16 protein-coding genes are annotated in these 19,045 nt (G+C 64.0%); all 16 read left to right on the top strand.

The window, feature by feature from the left end; genetic code table 11:
- Window positions 1–13 precede the first annotated feature (13 nt).
- Window positions 14–862 (top strand): phosphodiesterase, encoded by an 849-nt coding sequence (locus IEW00_RS00805; protein ID WP_188512470.1) that lies wholly within the window; start codon window positions 14–16, stop codon window positions 860–862.
- Window positions 863–1,019: 157 nt separating this feature from the next.
- Window positions 1,020–3,200, top strand: coding sequence for a M3 family metallopeptidase (locus IEW00_RS00800; protein ID WP_188512469.1), 2,181 nt, complete (start codon window positions 1,020–1,022; stop codon window positions 3,198–3,200).
- Window positions 3,201–3,313: 113 nt separating this feature from the next.
- Window positions 3,314–4,303 (top strand): cysteine synthase A, encoded by a 990-nt coding sequence (locus IEW00_RS00795; protein WP_188512468.1) that lies wholly within the window; start codon window positions 3,314–3,316, stop codon window positions 4,301–4,303.
- Window positions 4,304–4,318: 15 nt separating this feature from the next.
- Entirely contained in the window at window positions 4,319–4,699 is a 381-nt protein-coding gene (locus tag IEW00_RS00790) for a hypothetical protein (RefSeq protein WP_188512467.1), read from the top strand.
- Between the two features lie 131 nt (window positions 4,700–4,830).
- Window positions 4,831–5,472 (top strand): Gldg family protein, encoded by a 642-nt coding sequence (locus tag IEW00_RS00785; RefSeq protein ID WP_188512466.1) that lies wholly within the window; start codon window positions 4,831–4,833, stop codon window positions 5,470–5,472.
- 301 nt (window positions 5,473–5,773) lie between these two features.
- Window positions 5,774–6,268: a division/cell wall cluster transcriptional repressor MraZ gene (locus tag IEW00_RS00780; RefSeq protein WP_188512465.1), complete on the top strand. Its 495-nt coding sequence runs from the start codon at window positions 5,774–5,776 to the stop codon at window positions 6,266–6,268.
- Window positions 6,268–7,263, top strand: a complete 996-nt coding sequence (gene rsmH, locus IEW00_RS00775) for a 16S rRNA (cytosine(1402)-N(4))-methyltransferase RsmH (protein ID WP_188512464.1) — start codon at window positions 6,268–6,270, stop codon at window positions 7,261–7,263. Before IEW00_RS00780 ends, rsmH begins: the two co-directional genes overlap by 1 nt.
- Window positions 7,260–7,871 carry a hypothetical protein gene (locus tag IEW00_RS00770; protein ID WP_188512463.1) on the top strand — a complete coding sequence of 204 codons (612 nt, stop codon included), beginning with the start codon at window positions 7,260–7,262 and terminating at the stop codon, window positions 7,869–7,871. Before rsmH ends, IEW00_RS00770 begins: the two co-directional genes overlap by 4 nt.
- The gene (locus IEW00_RS00765) at window positions 7,868–9,592 is read left to right on the top strand and encodes a peptidoglycan D,D-transpeptidase FtsI family protein (protein WP_188512462.1); all 1,725 of its coding nucleotides are present in this window, start codon (window positions 7,868–7,870) and stop codon (window positions 9,590–9,592) included. The genes IEW00_RS00770 and IEW00_RS00765 overlap by 4 nt, the downstream gene beginning before the upstream one ends.
- A 98-nt stretch (window positions 9,593–9,690) precedes the next feature.
- Window positions 9,691–11,130, top strand: a complete 1,440-nt coding sequence (locus IEW00_RS00760) for a UDP-N-acetylmuramoyl-L-alanyl-D-glutamate--2,6-diaminopimelate ligase (protein WP_188512461.1) — start codon at window positions 9,691–9,693, stop codon at window positions 11,128–11,130.
- A gap of 202 nt (window positions 11,131–11,332) precedes the next feature.
- Entirely contained in the window at window positions 11,333–12,751 is a 1,419-nt protein-coding gene (locus IEW00_RS00755; RefSeq protein WP_188512460.1) for a UDP-N-acetylmuramoyl-tripeptide--D-alanyl-D-alanine ligase, read from the top strand.
- On the top strand, window positions 12,751–13,821 hold the full coding sequence (gene mraY, locus IEW00_RS00750) for a phospho-N-acetylmuramoyl-pentapeptide-transferase (RefSeq protein ID WP_188512459.1): 1,071 nt from the start codon (window positions 12,751–12,753) through the stop codon (window positions 13,819–13,821). Before IEW00_RS00755 ends, mraY begins: the two co-directional genes overlap by 1 nt.
- A complete protein-coding gene (murD, locus tag IEW00_RS00745; protein ID WP_188512458.1) occupies window positions 13,818–15,155 on the top strand; it encodes a UDP-N-acetylmuramoyl-L-alanine--D-glutamate ligase in 1,338 nt (445 codons plus the stop codon). The genes mraY and murD overlap by 4 nt, the downstream gene beginning before the upstream one ends.
- Window positions 15,152–16,396, top strand: a complete 1,245-nt coding sequence (locus IEW00_RS00740; protein ID WP_188512457.1) for an FtsW/RodA/SpoVE family cell cycle protein — start codon at window positions 15,152–15,154, stop codon at window positions 16,394–16,396. Before murD ends, IEW00_RS00740 begins: the two co-directional genes overlap by 4 nt.
- Complete coding sequence (murG, locus tag IEW00_RS00735) at window positions 16,393–17,583, top strand: undecaprenyldiphospho-muramoylpentapeptide beta-N-acetylglucosaminyltransferase (RefSeq protein WP_188512456.1); 1,191 nt, start codon at window positions 16,393–16,395, stop codon at window positions 17,581–17,583. Before IEW00_RS00740 ends, murG begins: the two co-directional genes overlap by 4 nt.
- On the top strand, window positions 17,580–18,992 hold the full coding sequence (murC, locus tag IEW00_RS00730) for a UDP-N-acetylmuramate--L-alanine ligase (protein WP_188512455.1): 1,413 nt from the start codon (window positions 17,580–17,582) through the stop codon (window positions 18,990–18,992). The genes murG and murC overlap by 4 nt, the downstream gene beginning before the upstream one ends.
- Window positions 18,993–19,045: the final 53 nt, after the last annotated feature.

Below are 19,045 nucleotides of genomic sequence, written 5' to 3'. Positions count from 1 at the left end.
ACCTGCAGCCCGAATGCTGATTGCCCAGATCACCGATATTCATCTGGGGTTCGATCCGGACAATCCGGCCGAGTTCAACCGAAAACGGCTGGATCAGGTCATCGGCATGCTGTGCAATCTCGACCCGCAGCCCGACATGCTGCTGGCCACCGGCGATCTGATCGATCGGGGTGATGAAGACAGCTATCGCAGGCTCAGGAACGCGCTCTCGGTCTGTCCGTTCCCGGTGCACATGTGCGTGGGTAACCATGACCAACGCGATACCTTTCTGGCACAATTCCCTGATGTCCCGACCGTCGACGGATTTGTGCAATATGAGGTCGAAGCAGGGCCGCTACGGTTGCTGGTGCTCGATACGCTCGAGGAAGGCCGCCATGGCGGCGCCTTCTGCGAGGTGCGTGCCAGTTGGCTGCGCGACCGGTTGGCCGAGCAGACCGATCGCCCGACGCTGATCGTCCAGCATCATCCGCCGATCGAGGTGGGGATCGAGTGGATGAACACGCATCCCGAAGAGCCCTGGGTCGAGCGGCTGCGCGACTGTTTTACCGGACACCCCAACATCATCGGACTGGTATGCGGGCATATCCACCGTGCGATCGTCAGCAGCTGGTGCGGTTTTCCGGTCGCGATTTGCCCGTCGAGCGCGCCGCAGGTGGCGCTCGAGCTGGCGCCGATCGACCCCGACACCCCCGATGGCCGCAACATGATCATCGCCGACCCGCCCGCCTTTGCGCTGCACTGGTGGAACGGGCGCGAGTTGATCACCCATTATGAAACCGCCGATGAGCACGTGATGCTCGCCCGCTATGACGAAAAGATGCAGCCGCTGGTGCGCAGCCTGCTCGCGGAACGGCCCGTTTAGCGCATCCGCGCCGCAGCTGAGGCTGGAGTTCCGATCGCGAACGTGCGACCAGAGCGCATCAGCAAGGGTCGTCGCTCAAACGTCATGTCCCCTTGCGACCTTCGCCCGGCTGCCCACATGAGGGATCGAGCGCGGGGTTCGGAACAAAAGGAACATCATGGGTAAGACAATTCTGCTGATGGCAGCATCAGCATTTGCAATCGGCGGAGCGGTGCCCGCACTGGCGCAGCAGCCCGCAGCGGTCGCAACCGACGCGCAGGCCAAGCTGATCTATCAGGACTGGACTGGCCCCTATGAAGGCGTGCCGCCGTGGGACCAGGTTTCGACCGCCGCGTTCCCGATGGCGATCCAGGCCGCGATGGACGAGTTGAAGGCGCAGTACGAAGTGATCGCGACCGACACCAGCGAGCCTACCTTCCAGAACACCAACCTCGCGCTCGAAATGTCGGGTGACCGGATGAACCGCGTGTTCTCGATGTGGGGTGTCTATACCAGCAACCTTGCCGACAAGCAGGTTCGTGCAATGCAGGCCGAATGGGCGCCAAAAATCAGCAAGTTTTATAACGAGCTGACGCTGGACCCGCGCATCCTCAAGCGGATCAAGTCAGTCTATGACCGGCGCGAGACGCTGGGCCTCAACGCCCAGCAGATGCGGCTGGTCGAGCGCGACTATGACGGGCTGGTGCGCGGCGGCGCTCTGCTCGACGACGCCGCCAAGGCTCAGCTGATTACGATCAACGGCGAGCTTGCCGGGCTGTATTCGACCTTCAACGAAAAGCTTCAGGCGGATGAGGAGAAGTACCTCGTCGTGACCGACCAGGCAGAGCTTGCCGGACTTCCCGACAGCTTCGTCGCCTCGCTCAAGTCCGCGGCAGAAGAGCGCAAGGTCGATGGCTGGGTGCTGGTCAACACCCGCTCGGTGATGCAGCCGGTGCTCGAGAACGCCACCGATCGCGCACTGCGTGAGAAGGTGTACCGCTCGTACGTGATGCGCGGCGACAACAACGATGCCAACGACACCAACGCCACGATCGCGCAGATCCTCAAGCTGCGCCAGCAGCGCGCGGAACTGCTGGGTTTCAAGACCCATGCGCATCTGCGGATGGACGACACCATGGCCAAGGACCCCGCAGCCGCGATGGACCTGATGATGAAGGTCTGGCCCGCTGCGGTGGCTCGCGTCAACCAGGAGGTCGCCGACATGCAGGCGGTCGCCGATAGCGAGGGTGCCGGTCTCAAGATCGAGCCCTGGGACTATCGCTTCTATTCCGAGAAGGTCCGCAAGGCGAAGTATGATCTCGATCAGAACGAGATCAAGCCGTACTTCCAGCTGACCAAGATGATCGACGGCATGTTCGATGCCGCAGGCAAGCTGTATGATCTGGAGTTCAAGGAAAACACCGGCGAGGTTCCGGTCTTCCACCCCGATATCACCACTTATGTGGTCACCAACAAGCTGACCGGCGAGAATGTCGGGCTGTTCTACATGGATGCCTATGCCCGCACCGGCAAGCGTTCGGGCGCGTGGGCGACATCGTATCGCGCGCAGCAGCGGCTGGGCGGGGATCGCAACGTGCTGGCGTCGAACAACAACAACTTCGTCAAGCCCGCGCCGGGCGAGCCTGCGCTGATCAGCCTGGACGATGCATCGACCTTGTTCCACGAATTCGGCCATGCGCTCCATTCGCTGCTGACTGATATCGAGTATCCCGGCCTGCGCGGCACGCCGCGCGACTTTGTCGAGTACCCCAGCCAGGTGAACGAGAACTGGCTGCTAACGCCGTACATCCTCGAAAATTACGCGACGCATTACAAGACGGGCGAGCCAATTCCGGCAGAGCTGGTCAAGAAGATCAATGCCAGCGAGACCTTCAACCAGGGCTTCTCTACGGTCGAATATCTGTCTTCGGCGATCGTCGACATGAAGCTGCACAACCGCACCGATCCGGTCACCGATCCGCGCGCGTTCGAAAAGGCGACATTGGCCGAGATCGGCATGCCCTCGGAACTGGTCATGCGTCACCGCCTGCCGCAGTTCGGCCATCTGTTCTCGTCGGACAGCTATTCGGCGGGCTATTACAGCTATCTGTGGTCGGAGACGATGGACGCCGACACCTGGGCCGCGTTCGAGGAATCGGGTGATGTCTGGAATCGCGAGATTGCCGACAAGTTCCGCAAGACGTTGCTTTCGACCGGCAACGAGACCGAACGGGTCGAGGCGTACCGCGCGTTCCGTGGTCGTGATCCCGATGTCAACGCGCTGCTCAAGCGTCGCGGCTTCCCGACCACTACGGCAGCGGCTGCAACCGCAGCACCAGTCGCCGCGGATCGCGATTGACCGAATTGCACCAGCACAAGGTTTGGCGGGGATAATTCCCGTCAAACCTTTGCTAGGGACCGGCCAATAGCAACTGGCTTGCCGCGTCGCGAGCACGCGCTTATCTAGCCAGCATGACAACGACACCCAGCACACTCGACTTGATCGGCAACACCCCGCTCGTCCGTCTTGCCGGCCCCAGCGAGGCTGCCGGCTGCGACATCTTCGGCAAATGCGAATATGCCAACCCCGGCGCGTCGGTGAAGGACCGCGCTGCGCTGTACATCGTGCGTGATGCCGAGGAACGCGGCACTTTGCTGCCCGGCGGGACGATCGTCGAAGGCACGGCGGGCAACACCGGCATCGGTATGGCGCTTGTCGCCAACGCGAAGGGCTACAAGACGATCATCGTCATGCCCGAGACCCAGTCCAAGGAAAAGATGGACACGCTGCGCGCGCTGGGGGCCGAGCTGGTGCTGGTTCCGGCAGCGCCCTATTCGAACCCCGGCCATTTCGTCCACACCTCGCGCCGGTTGGCAGAAGAAACCCCTGGCGCGGTCTGGGCGCAGCAGTTTGACAATATCGCCAACCGCCGCGCGCATATCGAAGGCACGGCAGAAGAAATCTGGGTGCAGATGGAAGGCCGCATCGATGGCTTTACCTGTGCAGCGGGCACTGGCGGTACGATCGCGGGGGTGGGCATGGGCCTCAAGGCGCATGACGAGAACGTGACCATCGCGCTGACCGATCCGCATGGCGCAGCCTTGTTCAATTATTATGCGACTGGCGAGTTGAAGGCCGAAGGCTCTTCGGTCGCAGAAGGCATCGGGCAGGGACGGATCACCGGCAACCTGGAAGATGCGCCGATCGACACCCAGTTCCGCATTTCCGACGAGGTTGGGATGTACTGGGTGCAGCGTCTGCTCAAGGAAGAGGGGCTGTGCCTGGGTCTGTCCTCGGGGATCAATGTCGCAGGCGCGGTCGAGTTGGGACGGACATTGGGCCCAGGTTCGCGGGTCGTGACGATCCTTTGCGACACTGGCTTCCGGTATCTGTCGACGTTGTACAATCCCGAATGGCTTCGGTCGAAGGGATTGCCGGTCTTCCCCTGGCTGGCAGATTGACCTATACCGTGCCTCATGGTCGCTGAGAAAGCCCGCAACATCGCTCGCAATCCAGCCCGCACGGCAGCAGGCAACCCGATCATGCATCGGTTGCAGATCGGCATTGCGGGAATCTTCGCCGTGCTGGTGATGGTTGCGCTTGCCGATATGCTTTTGCAGCGCGCGAGCGGCGAGCCTCCGTTCGATGACATGGTGGCAACTGTCCCCGGCACGCTCGAGCCTGCCGCACCGCCCGTGGTGCAAGCCCCAGCGGCGAGCGAGCCGCTGGTCGATCTGGGTGTGGTCCCCGATCTTCCCGCAGAGGGCAGGCAGCACAGCACGGGTGGGCAGACGCCCGTGGTCGGTGAACTCCAACCTGATCTGCAATCGGGCAATCCTCCCCCTCCCCAGCAATGATCCTTCGCCCGCTGGTTGCGGCTGGTGCCATGTTGCTGATGGTGGCATGTTCGCAGGTGCCGGCCGGTAACGCCGGGACCGAAGACCCCGCATCGCTTGTCCCTTCAACTCCTAGGATGCGGGTCGTGTTGATGAGCAGTCTGCCGCTGGTCCACGGCGATGGCGTCGACCTGACAGCGATGATCGCAGGCAAAAGCAATCCGCATCCGCTGCATGAAGACCTCAAGGCTGCGCACGATCTGGTGGTGGCCGATGCGCTGGACGGTGATGTGCTGGACGGGGCGGACCTAGCGGTCCTGGTGCAGCCGCGCGCCCTGCCTCCGCAAGACCTGGTGGCGCTGGACGATTATGTCCGCGGCGGGGGCAGGCTGTTGCTATTTGCCGATCCTGTGCTCGAATGGGCTGGTGGAAGGGGGCTGGGCGATCCGCAGGGGCCCTTGCGCAGTTCATTGATGTCGCCGCTGCTCAGGCATTGGGGGATCGAGCTGCTCGATCCTGAACTCGGTTCGGTTCGCCTGAAGCCTTCTGGGGCGTTGCTGGTTCATCCGGGGCGATTCGCCCCGCTATCGGGGAAAATCGGGGACGGAAATTGCGAGATCGAAAACCAGGGCCATGTCGCGCGCTGCCGTCGGGGGCGAGGGCGCGCAGTGCTGGTTGCCGATGCCGACCTGATGGATCCTGCCTTGATCAACGAATCTGCCGAGTCGGCGCCCGCCAACAGGCGCTTTGTCGCAACCCTAATTGCTGACCTGATAAGCAAGGATACATCATGACAGTCGGTCGCACGGTAACTTCAATCGGGCCCGAATTTGAAGTAATTGCCCCCTAGTTACCGGTTTCGCCCCAAAAAAACCCTTCCATCCCCAAATCTCCCCTGTTATGGTTAGGCATAATCGGGGTTCAATTCATTTGTCGTGCCTCATCGGCCTGCAGCGCGCGTGCGCGGTGGGCGGCTGATGCTGTTGTCCACGTCCGGGGTGCCGGAACGGTGGTGCAATCGTCAGGCACGTCAACTGAGCACCCCGAACCGATCAGGGAAACGCAACGGCGCGGCACAAGGGGTTCAATTCACAAGTGGCGGAAATCAGTGCCTTTCTCGGTTCTGCACTGACGACCATCGACCCCAAGGGCCGGATGGCCATTCCGGCTAACTTCCGAAACCCCCTGATCTATGCCAGCAAGGGCGAAAGTCTTGCGGTGCTCAGCTTCAATGCCGAAGGCCAGTGCCTGCAGGGCTGCGGCACCACCCGACTCGAATCGCTGCTTCAGCAGATGCAGCAGCGCGAGGAAGCCGCGAACGCACAGGGTGAGGAATTTCGCACCGAGGTTTTCGGCGGATCGCGCTTCAATACTACCTTCCGCATCGCGTTCGATGGCAGTGGCCGTCTGATCCTGCCTAAGCTGCTGGTCGCGATGGCGCGTATCGACAAGCATGTGTTCTTCAGCGGCAATGGCACCGATTTCAGCGTCTGGGGAGTCGAGCACCTGCTGTCGCTCGATGATCCGCGGCTTGCCTCGCAGCAATATGTCGCGCGGTTCATGATGGACGAACTGGGGGGCAAGGCCTGATGGCGCGCCGCGAAACCCCACCGGCTGATGCAGGCCAGGCCCCGCATGTCCCCGTGCTGCTCGCCGAAGTGCTCGACGGCCTCGCGATTGCGCAAGGCGAGGTGCACGTTGATGCGACCTTCGGCGCAGGCGGATACAGCCGCGCGATGCTGGCTGCAGGCGCACAGGTTCATGGGCTGGACCGCGACCCCGATGCCGCGCCCGCAGGCGCAGAGCTGGCGAGCGAAAGCGATGGCCGGTTCGTGTTTCATGCCGCGCGCTTCTCGCAACTCGCCAATGTACTTCGCGATGCAGGCGTGACTGAGGTCAACGGCATCGTCTTCGATATCGGCGTCTCGTCGATGCAGCTCGATCAGGCGGGACGCGGCTTCTCGTTCCAGTCCGATGGCCCGCTCGATATGCGCATGGGTCAGGACGGGCTCAGCGCAGCGGACTTCGTCAACACCGCCGATGAAGCCGATATCGCCGACATCCTCTATCTCTACGGCGAAGAGCGCCAGTCGCGCCGTATCGCCCGCGCGATCGTCGCGGCGCGTCCGCTCGAGCGCACGCTCGAGCTTGCCGCCGTGGTCCGCAAGGCGCTGGGCTATCGCCCCGGCGCGCCCAAGGACCCTGCAACGCGCACCTTCCAGGCGATCCGCATCCATGTGAACGGCGAACTCGACGAGCTGCGCGAGGGGCTGGTTGCGGCCGAGGCGATGCTCGCCCCTGGTGGTCGGCTCGCGGTGGTCAGCTTTCACAGCCTCGAGGACCGCATCGTCAAGCGCTTCATGAAGCTGCGCAGTGGCAGCGAAGGCGCCGGCTCGCGCCACCTGCCCGATGTTTCCAGCCAGCGCCGGACCCCCAGTTTCGAGAAACCCGCCAGGCCGACCCGGGCGGGCGAGGCCGAATGCGCGCGCAACCCCCGCGCGCGTTCGGCCACCTTGCGGGTCGCGGTCCGCAGCGACGCCCCGGCGTGGGGCGCTGCAGATGATGCGGAAAGGCGGGCAGCATGATTCTGGCAGTCAAACGCCTCAAGGCCATCGGCTGGATCGCGCTGATCTTTATCGTGGCGATCGCGTTGTATCCGCTGTCGCTCAGCGTCGCGACACTGCGTAGCGACCTGACCCGGACCGAGCGTGATATCCTGCGCACCCGCGCCGAAATCCGCTATCTTGAAACCGAATTCGCCACCCGCGCCAGCCTGACCCAGCTCGCGATGTGGAACGACCTCGAATATGGCTATGAAGCGCCCAGTGCGGCGCAGTATCTGGATGGCGAGCGCGAGCTTGCCAATCTCGGCGACGAGATGCGCGAACTCGACAAGCCAGTGCGCGTTGCCGCAATGACGATCAAGCCGCAGGCCGAGCCTGCCGCGATCAAGCCATCCGAGCTTGCCGCCACCACCGTCAAGACGCCTGCGCCGCTGTCGGTCGCGGCCAGCATTGCGATCATCAGCCCGGCACGCGCCGCCACCGCAGCGACGACATCGCCCAAGGCTGCGATCCGCGACGCAGCAACGCCCGAGACCAAGACCGAAGGGCGCCGTCTGCTCGATGACCGGCTGCTCGATCGGATCAACAAACAGGCGGATGCCGAATTGAAGAGTACGGGGGGCCAATGACCGCGCTCGCATCCGGCAGCCACAGGGTCCGCCTGGCCAGCAAGCGTCAGCACATGACGCTCACGGCCCAGGTGCGGCTGGTCGCTGTGCTCGCGCTGTTCGGCATCGGTGTCGGCGCGATCCTGCTCCGGCTGACCTTTATCGGCGTATTTGGTGAGCAGGCCCAGGCCGCGACACGCTCGGCGCTGGTCGATCCGGGTCGCGGCGATATCGTCGATCGCAACGGCGTGCCGCTGGCGCGGACGATCAACGGATATGCCATCCGTGTGGTGCCTGAAAGGCTGATCGGAGACCGCAAGGTGCTTGCTGGCAAGCTGGCGCAGATCTTTCCGGACACCAGCGAAGAGCGCTTTCTCAAGCTGCTAAGCCGCACCAAACCCACTTATCTGCGGCACCGCGCGGTGCCCGAAGAGGTCAACCGCGTCCATGCACTGGGCGAGGTCGGCATCGAGTTCCCGCGCGAGAAGGAACGCTTCTATCCGCAGCTGCAATTGGCGGCGCATGTGCTGGGCTATGTCCACCCCGATGGCCATGGCGTCTCGGGCATGGAACGCGCGATGGATGCCGAGCTGATCGATCCAAAGCTCCGCCTGACACCCTCGGCGCTGTCGATCGATATCCGCGTGCAGGCTGCGCTCGAGGACGAGCTTGGCCGTGCAATGAAATCCTATGATGCCAAGGCGGCTGCTGGCGTTGTGCTCGACGTCGAGACCGGCGAGGTCATGGCGATGACATCTTTGCCCAGCTTCAACCCCAACCAGTTCGATGCCAGCAGCGCAGCGTTCGAGGCCAACCAGGTCACCTACCGTTTCTTCGAGCTCGGCTCGACGTTCAAGCCGTTGACCGTGGCCGCCGCAATCGATGCAGGCACCGTCACCGATCTGTCACGGCGTTACGATGCCAGCCGTCCCTTACGCGTTGGCGGCTTCCAGATCCGCGATTCGCACTCGTCGGGCCGCTGGCTCAACGTACCCGAAACGCTGGTGCACAGCTCGAACATCGTCACCGCGCAGATCGCCGATGAACTTGGCCCCGAGCGGCTGCAGGCGGTGATGCGCAAGCTGCATTTCGACCGGCCTGCCGAGATCAACCTGCGCGAAACCGTCAAGCCCTTGTGGCCTGCGAGCTGGGGGCGCCTCACGAACATGACCGTGGGCTATGGCCATGGCATCGCGGTCAGCCCGCTGCATCTGGCCAGCGCCTATGCCGCGATGGTCAATGGCGGGGTGTATCGCCCCGCAACGCTGCTGAAGCTCGCTCCGCGCGATGTTCCGCGCGGCGAACGGGTGTTCAAGGCATCGACCAGTGCGCGGATGAACCAGCTGCTGCGGATGATCGTGCGCGATGGTACCGGCCGCAAGGCGGAAGCCCCGGGCTTCCGCGTCGGCGGCAAGACCGGGTCGGCGGAAAAGCCGGGTGCGGGCGGTTACAAGCGCAGCTCGGTTGTCGCGACCTTCGCTGCGGTTTTCCCGATGGACGCGCCGCGTTTCGTGGTGCTGATCATGATCGATGAACCCGCAGGCAACCAGGCCTCGTCCTTCCAGCGCACGGCAGGCTGGACCGCAGCGCCGGTGGTGGCGCGGCTGGTGCCTCGCATCGGGCCGATGCTCGGCATCATCCCCGACGACCGCCGCGATGTCGACGTGTCCGAATTGATGCCGCTGCTTTGGAAGGCTCCGGTCAAGGCGGCCGCCAAGACCAAGTCGGAGGACCCGGCATAGGTGAACATACATGGGTCCACGCGATGCAGGGGGTTGCATCTGTGAGGGCCAGACATAGAGGAGGCGGGGATTTTCAGGGTCGGTCAAAGGGTAAAGCAATGAAATTGGGTGAACTGGTTCCTGGAATGACGGGCAGTGATGCCGCGCTCACGGTGACCGGATTTGCCATCGATCATCGCAAGGTTGCTCCCGGCACCGTGTTCGGTGCCTTCGCCGGGGCGCGCTTCAACGGCGAAGATTTCATCGCCGATGCTGTCGCTGCAGGCGCGGTCGCCATCGTTGCCGCACCCGGTGCCACCGTTGCCGGTGCAGTCCACATCGCCGACGCCGAGCCCCGCCGTGCCTTTGCGCAGATCGCCGCGCGCTTCTTCACGCCTGTTCCCGCGCACGTTGCGGCCGTCACCGGCACCAACGGCAAGACCTCGACCGCCGAGATGACCCGCCAATTGTGGCGGATGGCGGGGCATAACGCCGCCTCGATCGGCACGCTGGGGGTGACCACATCGGTCGACCAGTCGTCCACCGGCCTCACCACGCCCGATATCGTGACGTTCCTGGGAAACATGTCCGGGCTGGCACGCGAAGGCGTCACCCATGCGATCTTCGAGGCATCGAGCCACGGATTGTCGCAGTTCCGTACCGAGGGCCTGCCAGTGCAGGTCGGGGCCTTCACCAACCTCAGCCGCGATCACCTCGATTACCACGGCACGATGGAGGCCTATTTCGAGGCCAAGATGCGGCTGATCGACGAGGTTGTCGTCGATGGCGGCAGCGTCGTCGTCTGGGCGGATGACGAATATTCGGACCAGGTGATCGACCGCGCCAAGACGCGCGGGCTGACCCTGCTGACCGTCGGTATGGCGGGCGAGGCGATCCGGCTGATCAGCCGCACGCCCACCCAGTTGGGCCAGCAGCTGCTGTTGGCGCATGATGGCAAAGAGGTGAAAGTCACCCTGCCGCTGATCGGCGCGTATCAGGCTGCCAATGCCCTGGTCTCTGCAGGGATCATCATTGCGGCTGGCGGAGACCCCAGGCAGGTGTTCGATCATCTGGGCCGCCTCCAGCCGGTGCGCGGACGGCTCGAGCGCGCGGTGATCACTCGCGCGGGCGCGCCGGTCTATGTGGATTATGCGCACACCCCCGATGGGCTGCAGGCCGCAATCGAGGCGCTGCGTCCGCATGTTACCGGAAGGCTGATCACCTTGTTCGGCGCAGGCGGCGATCGCGACATCGGCAAGCGCCCGCAAATGGGCAAGGTTGCCAGCGACCTGTCCGATGTGGTGATCGTCACCGACGACAATCCGCGGTCGGAAGACCCGGCGGCGATCCGCGCCGCGATTATGGCGGCGGCTGGAGATGCTACCGAGATTGGCGGACGCCGCGAGGCGATTGCCGCTGCGGTGGCTATGGCAGGCGCGAACGATATCGTGCTGCTCGCGGGCAAGGGGCACGAACAGGGCCAGATCGTTGGTGCCGGAGACACTTTGCGCGTGTTGCCGTTCGACGACGTCCAGGTCGCACGCGAGTGCGCAGCGTGAGGGGAGTGTCGCTTCTTTACCCCTCCCCCTTGACGGGGGAGGGCTGCGCAGACTTGGCAGCTTTGCTGCCTAGTCGAAGCCGGGAGAGGGTGAACGCGGCCGGGCGCAACCGTCGGTTCGCGCTCGCTTCCCCCTCTCCAAGACTTGCTAGGCAGCAAGCTGCCAAGCCAAGTCTTTCCTCTCCCGCAAGGGGAGAGGATAAATGAACCTCTGGACATCACAAGAGATCGCGCAAGCGACCGGCGGCTCGGCTAGCGCTGACTTCGCCGTCACCGGCGTCGCTTTCGACTCGCGCGAGATCGTGCCGGGTGATCTGTTCGTCGCGATGCGCGGCGAGGAGACCGACGGCCACCGGTTCATCGACAAGGCCATCGCGGCGGGCGCTGCAGGTGTGATCACCGAACAGCCTATCGATCATCCGCATGTTCGGGTGCCCGATAGCGCCGCTGCGCTAACCGCGCTGGGCCGTGCGGCGCGCGACCGCAGCGCTGCGAAGATCATTGGCGTTACCGGCTCTGCGGGCAAGACCGGAACGAAAGAGGCGCTGTTCCACGCGCTCGACCGGATGGCACCGGGCTGCGCGCACCGATCGGTGAAAAGCTACAACAACCACGTCGGCGTGCCCTTGAGCCTCGCCCGGATGCCGCGTGACGCGCGCTTCGGTGTGTTCGAGATGGGAATGAACCACACCGGCGAACTCGCTGAACTAACCCGCATCGTTCGTCCGCATATCGCGGTCATCACCACCATCGCGCCAGCGCATATCGGCAACTTCGCAAATGGCGAGGAGGGCATCGCCGATGCCAAGGCCGAAATTTTCCAGGGGCTGGAGCCAGGCGGAACCGCCATTCTGCCGCACGATAATCGTCATTTTCCGCGCCTTTACGCCGCATCAAAAGCGTGCACCGATGCCATCGTCCGCTTCGGCACGCAGGACGACAGCGAGGCGCGGCTGATCGACAGCATCGCTGCGATCGAGGGCGGTTCGCTGGTCACCGCGCAGATCGGTGAGGCACGGCTGTGCTTCCGCATTGCAGCCCCCGGCGACCACTGGGTGATGAACGCCCTTGCGGTGATGGCCGCGATCGAGGCTGCAGGCGGAGACCTTGCGGTCGCGGGCCTCGCGCTTGCCAACCTGCCCGGAATGGCCGGGCGCGGTGAGCGACTGACGATCGCGACCCCCGATGGTGGCAGTGCGCTGCTGATCGACGAGGCGTACAACGCCAACCCCGCCTCAATGGCCGCCACGCTCGCGCAACTGGGCCGCGAAACCGCGCCGCGCCGGATCGCGGTGCTTGGCGCGATGAAGGAGATGGGGGAGACCTCGGATCATTATCACGCCGCGCTTGCCGCGCCGGTGATCGCCGCCAACATCGCCTCGCTCGTTCTGGTCGGCGATGAAATGGCACCCCTTGCCGATGCGCTTGCCAAATCGCTTGAGTGGCACGGAACAATCGCGCATGTGCCCGCCGCCGATGCGGCGCTGGCCGCGCTGCAAGCAATATTGGCCGATGGCGACGCCGTGCTCGTCAAGGGGTCCAATTCCGTGGGATTATCTGCGCTGGTGCGCGGGCTGGCACAGATGCCGGCAGGCGGCGCTTTGGCGCAGGAGGGGGTTTGATGCTGTATCTTCTGGCGCAATACATGGATTTCGAGGGGCCGCTGAACCTCATCCGCTATCTGAGCTTCCGCTCGGGCGCGGCGATCATTACCGCACTGATCATCGGCATGCTGATTGGTCCGCGTTTCATCGTGATGTTGCGCACGCGCCAGGGCAAGGGTCAGCCGATCCGCACCGATGGTCCGCAGACCCATCTCGCCAAGCGCGGGACGCCGACCATGGGCGGGCTGATGATCCTGATCTCGCTGACAATCTCTGTATTGCTGTGGATGGACCTGTCGAGCAGCTTCGTCTGGGCCTGCCTCGCTGTGACATTGGGCTTCGGACTGATCGGGTTCCTCGATGATTATGACAAGGTGCGCAAGGCCAGCCACAAGGGCGTCCCGGGCCGGGTGCGGTTGCTGGGCGAGTTCATTATCGCAGGCGTTGCCAGCTGGATCATCCTGCGTGAGACCGGAACGTTGCTGTACGTGCCGTTCATCAACTATCCGCCATTCGACCTCGGACTGTTTTACATTCCCTTCGCCGCGTTCACCATTGTGGCGTTCGGCAACGCGGTGAACCTGACCGATGGCCTCGATGGTCTGGCGACTTTTCCGGTGATCATCGCCAGCCTTGCCTTCTTGGTGATCGTCTATCTGGCCGGCAACGCCAAGTTCGCTGCCTATCTCGGCATTCCCCACGTTCCCGGTGTTGGCGATCTCGCGATCTATTGCGGCTGCATCATCGGTGCTTGCTTGGCATTCCTGTGGTTCAACGCACCGCCAGCTGCAGTGTTCATGGGCGACACCGGATCACTGGCGCTGGGCGGCGCGCTGGGCGCCATCGCCGTGGCGGCGCATCACGAAATCGTGCTGGGGATCGTCGGCGGGCTGTTCGTGGTCGAAGCGATGTCGGTGATCATCCAGGTGTTCTTCTTCAAGCGCACCGGCAAGCGCGTGTTCCGCATGGCGCCGATCCACCACCACTTCGAGCAGCTTGGCTGGCCCGAATCGACCGTTGTCGTGCGCTTCTGGATCATCTCCCTCGTGCTCGCGCTGGCCGGTCTTGCGACGTTGAAGATCCGTTGATCGTTTCCCCCGCCTTTGCCGCGAAACGCTATTGCATCCTGGGGCTCGCACGCTCGGGCCTGGCGACGCTCGATGCTCTGATGGCATCAGGCGCGCAGTGCACGGCGTGGGACAACCGCGAAGAGGCGCGCGAGACCGCGATCGCCAATCACCCCGACGTGACCATCGGCGATCCGATGGAAATCGATCTGGCAGGCTTCGACGGCCTGATCGTCTCGCCAGGCGTGCCGCTGAACCGCCATCCGGTGGCAGACCGTGCGCGGGCCGCCAATGTGCCAATCATCGGCGATATCGAGCTGTTCGCGCTGGCCCGGCCAAGCCTGCCGCCACACCGTGTGGTCGGCATCACCGGGACCAACGGCAAGTCGACCACCACCGCGCTGATCCATCACATCCTGCGCGAGGCAGGCGTGCCGACGATCATGGGCGGCAACATCGGCCTGCCGATCCTGTCGCAGCCGCCGCTGTCACCCAATAGCATCGGCACCGGCGTCTATGTGCTCGAGCTGTCGAGTTACCAGATCGACCTGACCTTCAGCCTGGACTGCGACGTCGCGGTGCTGCTCAACATCACCCCCGACCATCTCGACCGCTATGATGGCTTTACCGGTTATTGCGCCTCCAAGGCGCGGCTGTTCGGCATGCAGAGCGACGCCCATGTTGCGGTGATCGCCACCGATGACGACCAGACCCGCGCCATCGCGGCCACGGTGTCCGCGCCGGTCGAGGTCCACGCCGCTGACATACCCGCAGCAGACCAGATCGCGTGGCCGACTTTGCAGGGGCCGCACAACGCGCAGAACGTCGCGATCGCGCTGGGTGTCGCAAGCGCGCTCGGGCTGGACGAAGCCCAGACCCGCCGCTCGCTGGCCACCTATGCAAGCCTTCCGCACCGGATGGAGCGCACCGCCGAACATCGCGGTGTGCTGTATGTCAACGACAGCAAGGCGACCAACCCCGCCTCGACCGCGCCTGCGCTGGGGGCCTTTGCGCGCATCCACTGGATCGTCGGCGGGTTGCCCAAGGGCGACAGCCTCGACGAATGTGCCCAGCATTTTGATCATGTCGTCCACGCCTATACCATTGGCGAGGCGGGGCCTGTCTTTGCCGATCAGCTCGAAAAGGTCATGCCGGTCACCCGCGCCGAAATGATGGCCAATGCGGTGCGCAGCGCGATGGACAATGCGCAAGCGGGCGATGTCGTTTTGCTGTCGCCGGCCTGCGCCTCGTTTGACCAGTTCCGCGATTTTGAAGCGCGCGGCGATTGCTTCCGCAAGATCGTCGACGCGCTGATCGCCAACGATGACCACCAGCAAGAGGAAGCCGCGCAATGAGCGATCTGGCCGCCCCAGCTCCCGCCGCTGCTCCCACAACAACACCCGGAGGGCCGCGCGCGTACACGCTGCCGCGCAACCTCAGCCGACGGCTGGGGCGCAGCGACCGGTCGCAGCTCGCGATCTGGTTCTGGGAGCTCGACCGCGTTCTACTGTCGCTGATCTTGATGCTGATTGCGATCGGGCTGATCGCGGTGCAGGCGGCATCGCCGGCGACTGCGCGGCGGCTGTCGACCGCGACCGAAATCCTAAGCCCGCTCTACTTCTTCTACCGCCAGCTCGGCTGGGTGATCGTCGGGCTGGGGTTCATGTTCGTCGTGTCGATGCTGCCCAAGCGCGAGGCGCGGCGGCTCGCGATCATCATGGCCAGCGTGTGCCTGGTGCTGTTGATGCTGGTGCCGATCTTTGGCAACACCGTAAACGGCGCCAAGCGCTGGATCGGCTATGGCATCGGCATCCAGCCGTCCGAGTTCCTCAAGCCCGCTTTTGCGGTCACGCTGGCGTGGATCATCTCGCTGCGGATCAAGGACCCGACCTTGCCGGTTCTGCGGCTGTCGGCGCTGCTAACCGGGGTCATTGCGTTTCTGCTGATGCGCCAGCCCGATCTGGGCCAGACGATCATGTTCATCGGCATCTGGTTCACGCTGATGCTGCTCGCGGGCCTGTCGATGCAGGTGGTGGCAGCGGGCGTCGGCGCGGGCGCGTTGGGGATGACCGCAGCGTATTTCTTCTATCCGGTCGCGACCCAGCGGATCAACGGCTGGCTGTTCGGCGGCGGCGAATATGACCAGGTGATGTTCGCGCACAAGACGCTGACCGGCGGCGGGCTGATCGGCACCGGGCCGGGGCTTGGGACCCACAAGTTCAACCTGCCAGAGGCGCATACCGATTACATCTTCTCGGTGATCGGTGAGGAATTCGGGCTGCTCGCGTGCGCGGCGATCGCGCTCGTCTATTTCGCGATCATCGTGCGGGTGTGCATGCGGCTGCTCGATGAGCGCGATCTGTTCACCATCCTGGCGGTCACCGGCCTTACCGCGCAACTGGGCGGGCAGGCGTTCATCAACATCGCGGTGAACCTGCAACTGTTCCCGTCCAAGGGCATGACGCTGCCGTTCATCAGCTATGGCGGATCGTCGATGATAGCGCTCAGCATCGGAGCGGGATTGCTGTTGTCGCTGACCCGGCGTAACCCGTTCGAAGACCGCACTTTGCTCGGTCAGGACTGGAGCCGAGGATGAATGTTTCACGCCATTATGTGCTGGCCGCTGGCGGCACCGGCGGACACCTGATCCCCGCATTCGCGCTCGCGCGCGAGCTGCAGCAGCGTGGGCATCACATCGCCTTGGTGACCGACGAGCGCGGCGCCAAAATCCCCGGGATCTTCGAAGGTGATCAGGTGCACATCCTCCCACCAGGACGGATCGCAGGCGGCCCAGTCGGCTGGGTACGCGGCCTCAAGGGCATCTGGGCCGGCCGCAAGATGGCGCTCAACCTGTTCGAGACCTTCCAGCCGAGTGCCGTGGTCGGCTTTGGCGGCTACCCTGCGCTTCCGACTCTGTTGGCGGCGCAAACCGCAGCGATCCCCACCGTGATCCACGAACAGAACGCTGTGCTGGGCCGGGTCAACCGCTTCATGGCAGGCCGGGTCAACGCGATTGCCACCGCGTACAAGCAGGTGGACCGGCTGAACCCCAAATATTCGGACCGGGTCCATATCGTGGGCAATCCGGTCCGTGCAGAAGTGCTTGAGCTGCGCGGGCAGAATTATCCGCCGCTGCTGGAAGATGGCGTTTTCCGCGTGCTTGTCACCGGGGGAAGCCAGGGCGCACGCGTGCTGTCCGATGTGGTGCCTGATGGCCTTGCGATGCTTCCGGTCAACCTGCGCCGCCGCCTGCAGGTCGTCCAGCAGTGCCGCGAGGAAGACATCGAGGGCGTCCGCGCGAAATATGCCGAGCACGGCATTCCGGCGGAGCTTGCCACCTATATGAATGACCTGCCCGAGAAACTCGGTTGGTCGCATCTGTTCATCGGTCGGGCGGGCGCTTCGACGATTGCCGAACTGACAGCCGCAGGCCGCCCTGCGATCCTGGTGCCGCTGCCCAGTGCGATGGATGATCACCAGACCGCCAATGCGCGCGAAATGGTCAAGGCGGGCGGTGCGCGCTCGATCCGGCAGGAGGCGTTCACCCCCAAGGAGCTGGCCAAACAGATCCAGAAGATGGCGCTGGACCCGCACGCTCTCGAAAACGCCGCGCTGGCTGCGCACAAATGCGGCTATCCGCATGCGGTGCGCGATCTGGCCGATCTGGTGGAAAGTTTTGGCGGTGCACCGCTGGTCGATGTGATCCGGGTGGCGCCTGCCACCAAGGGACACGCGATCGGCGGCGAGGCACTCGCGCGCGATACGGAAAGAGCAGAAGCATGAAGGGCGTCGGAGTCGACATCGGGACCATCCATTTCATCGGTATCGGCGGCATCGGCATGTCCGGTATCGCTGAGGTGATGCACAATCTGGGCTACAAGGTGCAGGGGTCGGACATCGCCGAGGGCTATGTCATCGAGGGTCTGCGCAAGCGCGGCATCAAGGTGATGATCGGCCACAAGGCGGAGAACTTGGGCGATGCCGCGGTGGTGGTCACCTCAACCGCGATCAAGCGCGGCAACCCCGAGGTCGATCTGGCGCTCGAGACCCGCGTTCCCGTGGTGCGCCGTGCCGAAATGCTCGCCGAACTGATGCGGCTGAAGTCCACTGTTGCCGTCGCCGGCACGCACGGCAAGACCACGACGACCTCTATGATTGCCGCGATGCTCGATGCAGGCGGCATCGACCCGACGGTGATCAACGGCGGCATCATCAACAGCTATGGCTCCAACGCTCGTCTGGGCGCCAGCGAGTGGATGGTGGTCGAGGCCGACGAGAGTGACGGCAGCTTCCTGCGGCTTGATGGCACGCTGGCGGTGGTCACCAACATCGATCCGGAACATCTCGACCATTATGGCAGCTTCGACGCGGTCAAGGATGCGTTCGTCGAGTTCGTGCAGAACGTGCCATTCTATGGCGCGGCGATCCTGTGCCTCGACCATCCCGAGGTTCAGGCGATCCTGCCGCGGGTCAAGGACCGCCGGATCGTCACTTATGGCTTCAGCGCGCAGGCCGATATTCGCGGTGACAATGTCGTCTCGATCCCCGGTGGCAACCGCTTCGATGTCACGGTGCGCGAGCGCGATGGATCGACCCGTCAGATCTCGGGAATCGAAATGCCGATGCCGGGCCGCCACAACGTGCAGAACGCCATCGCCGCGATCGCGGTCGGGTTGCAGATGGGGATGGAAGACAGCGACATCATCACCGGCTTTGCCCAGTTCGGCGGAGTCAAAAGGCGCTTCACCAATGTGGGCGTAGTGGATGGCGTGACCATCATCGACGATTACGGCCACCACCCGGTCGAAATCCGCGCGGTGCTGGCCGCCGCGCGTGAGGGCGTGCGCAGCCGCATCATCGCGGTGGTCCAGCCTCATCGCTATTCGCGGCTCGGCGATCTGATGGATGAATTCCAGCAGGCGTTCAACGATGCCGATATCGTCTATGTCGCGCCGGTCTATGCGGCGGGCGAGGATCCGGTCGAGGGTGTCGATGCCGATGCGCTGGCAAGCGGCCTCAAGGCGCGGGGCCACCGCCAGGCGCGCACGATCAGCGGTCCGGACGAGCTGGCCGACCTGCTTGCCGAAGAGGCGCAGGATGGCGACATGGTCGTGTGCCTCGGCGCAGGCGACATCACCAAATGGGCTGCGGGCCTTGCCGAGGCGATCGGCGCGCGGAGGGTGCCTACGTGAACGTCTCCGCGCCTTCTCCTTCTGTACCAGATGCCCCCCATCCGTTTGTCCCG

This window comes from Blastomonas aquatica (assembly GCF_014639875.1).
Taxonomy (GTDB): domain Bacteria; phylum Pseudomonadota; class Alphaproteobacteria; order Sphingomonadales; family Sphingomonadaceae; genus Blastomonas; species Blastomonas aquatica.
This window is presented reverse-complemented; position numbering and strand designations above follow the sequence as displayed.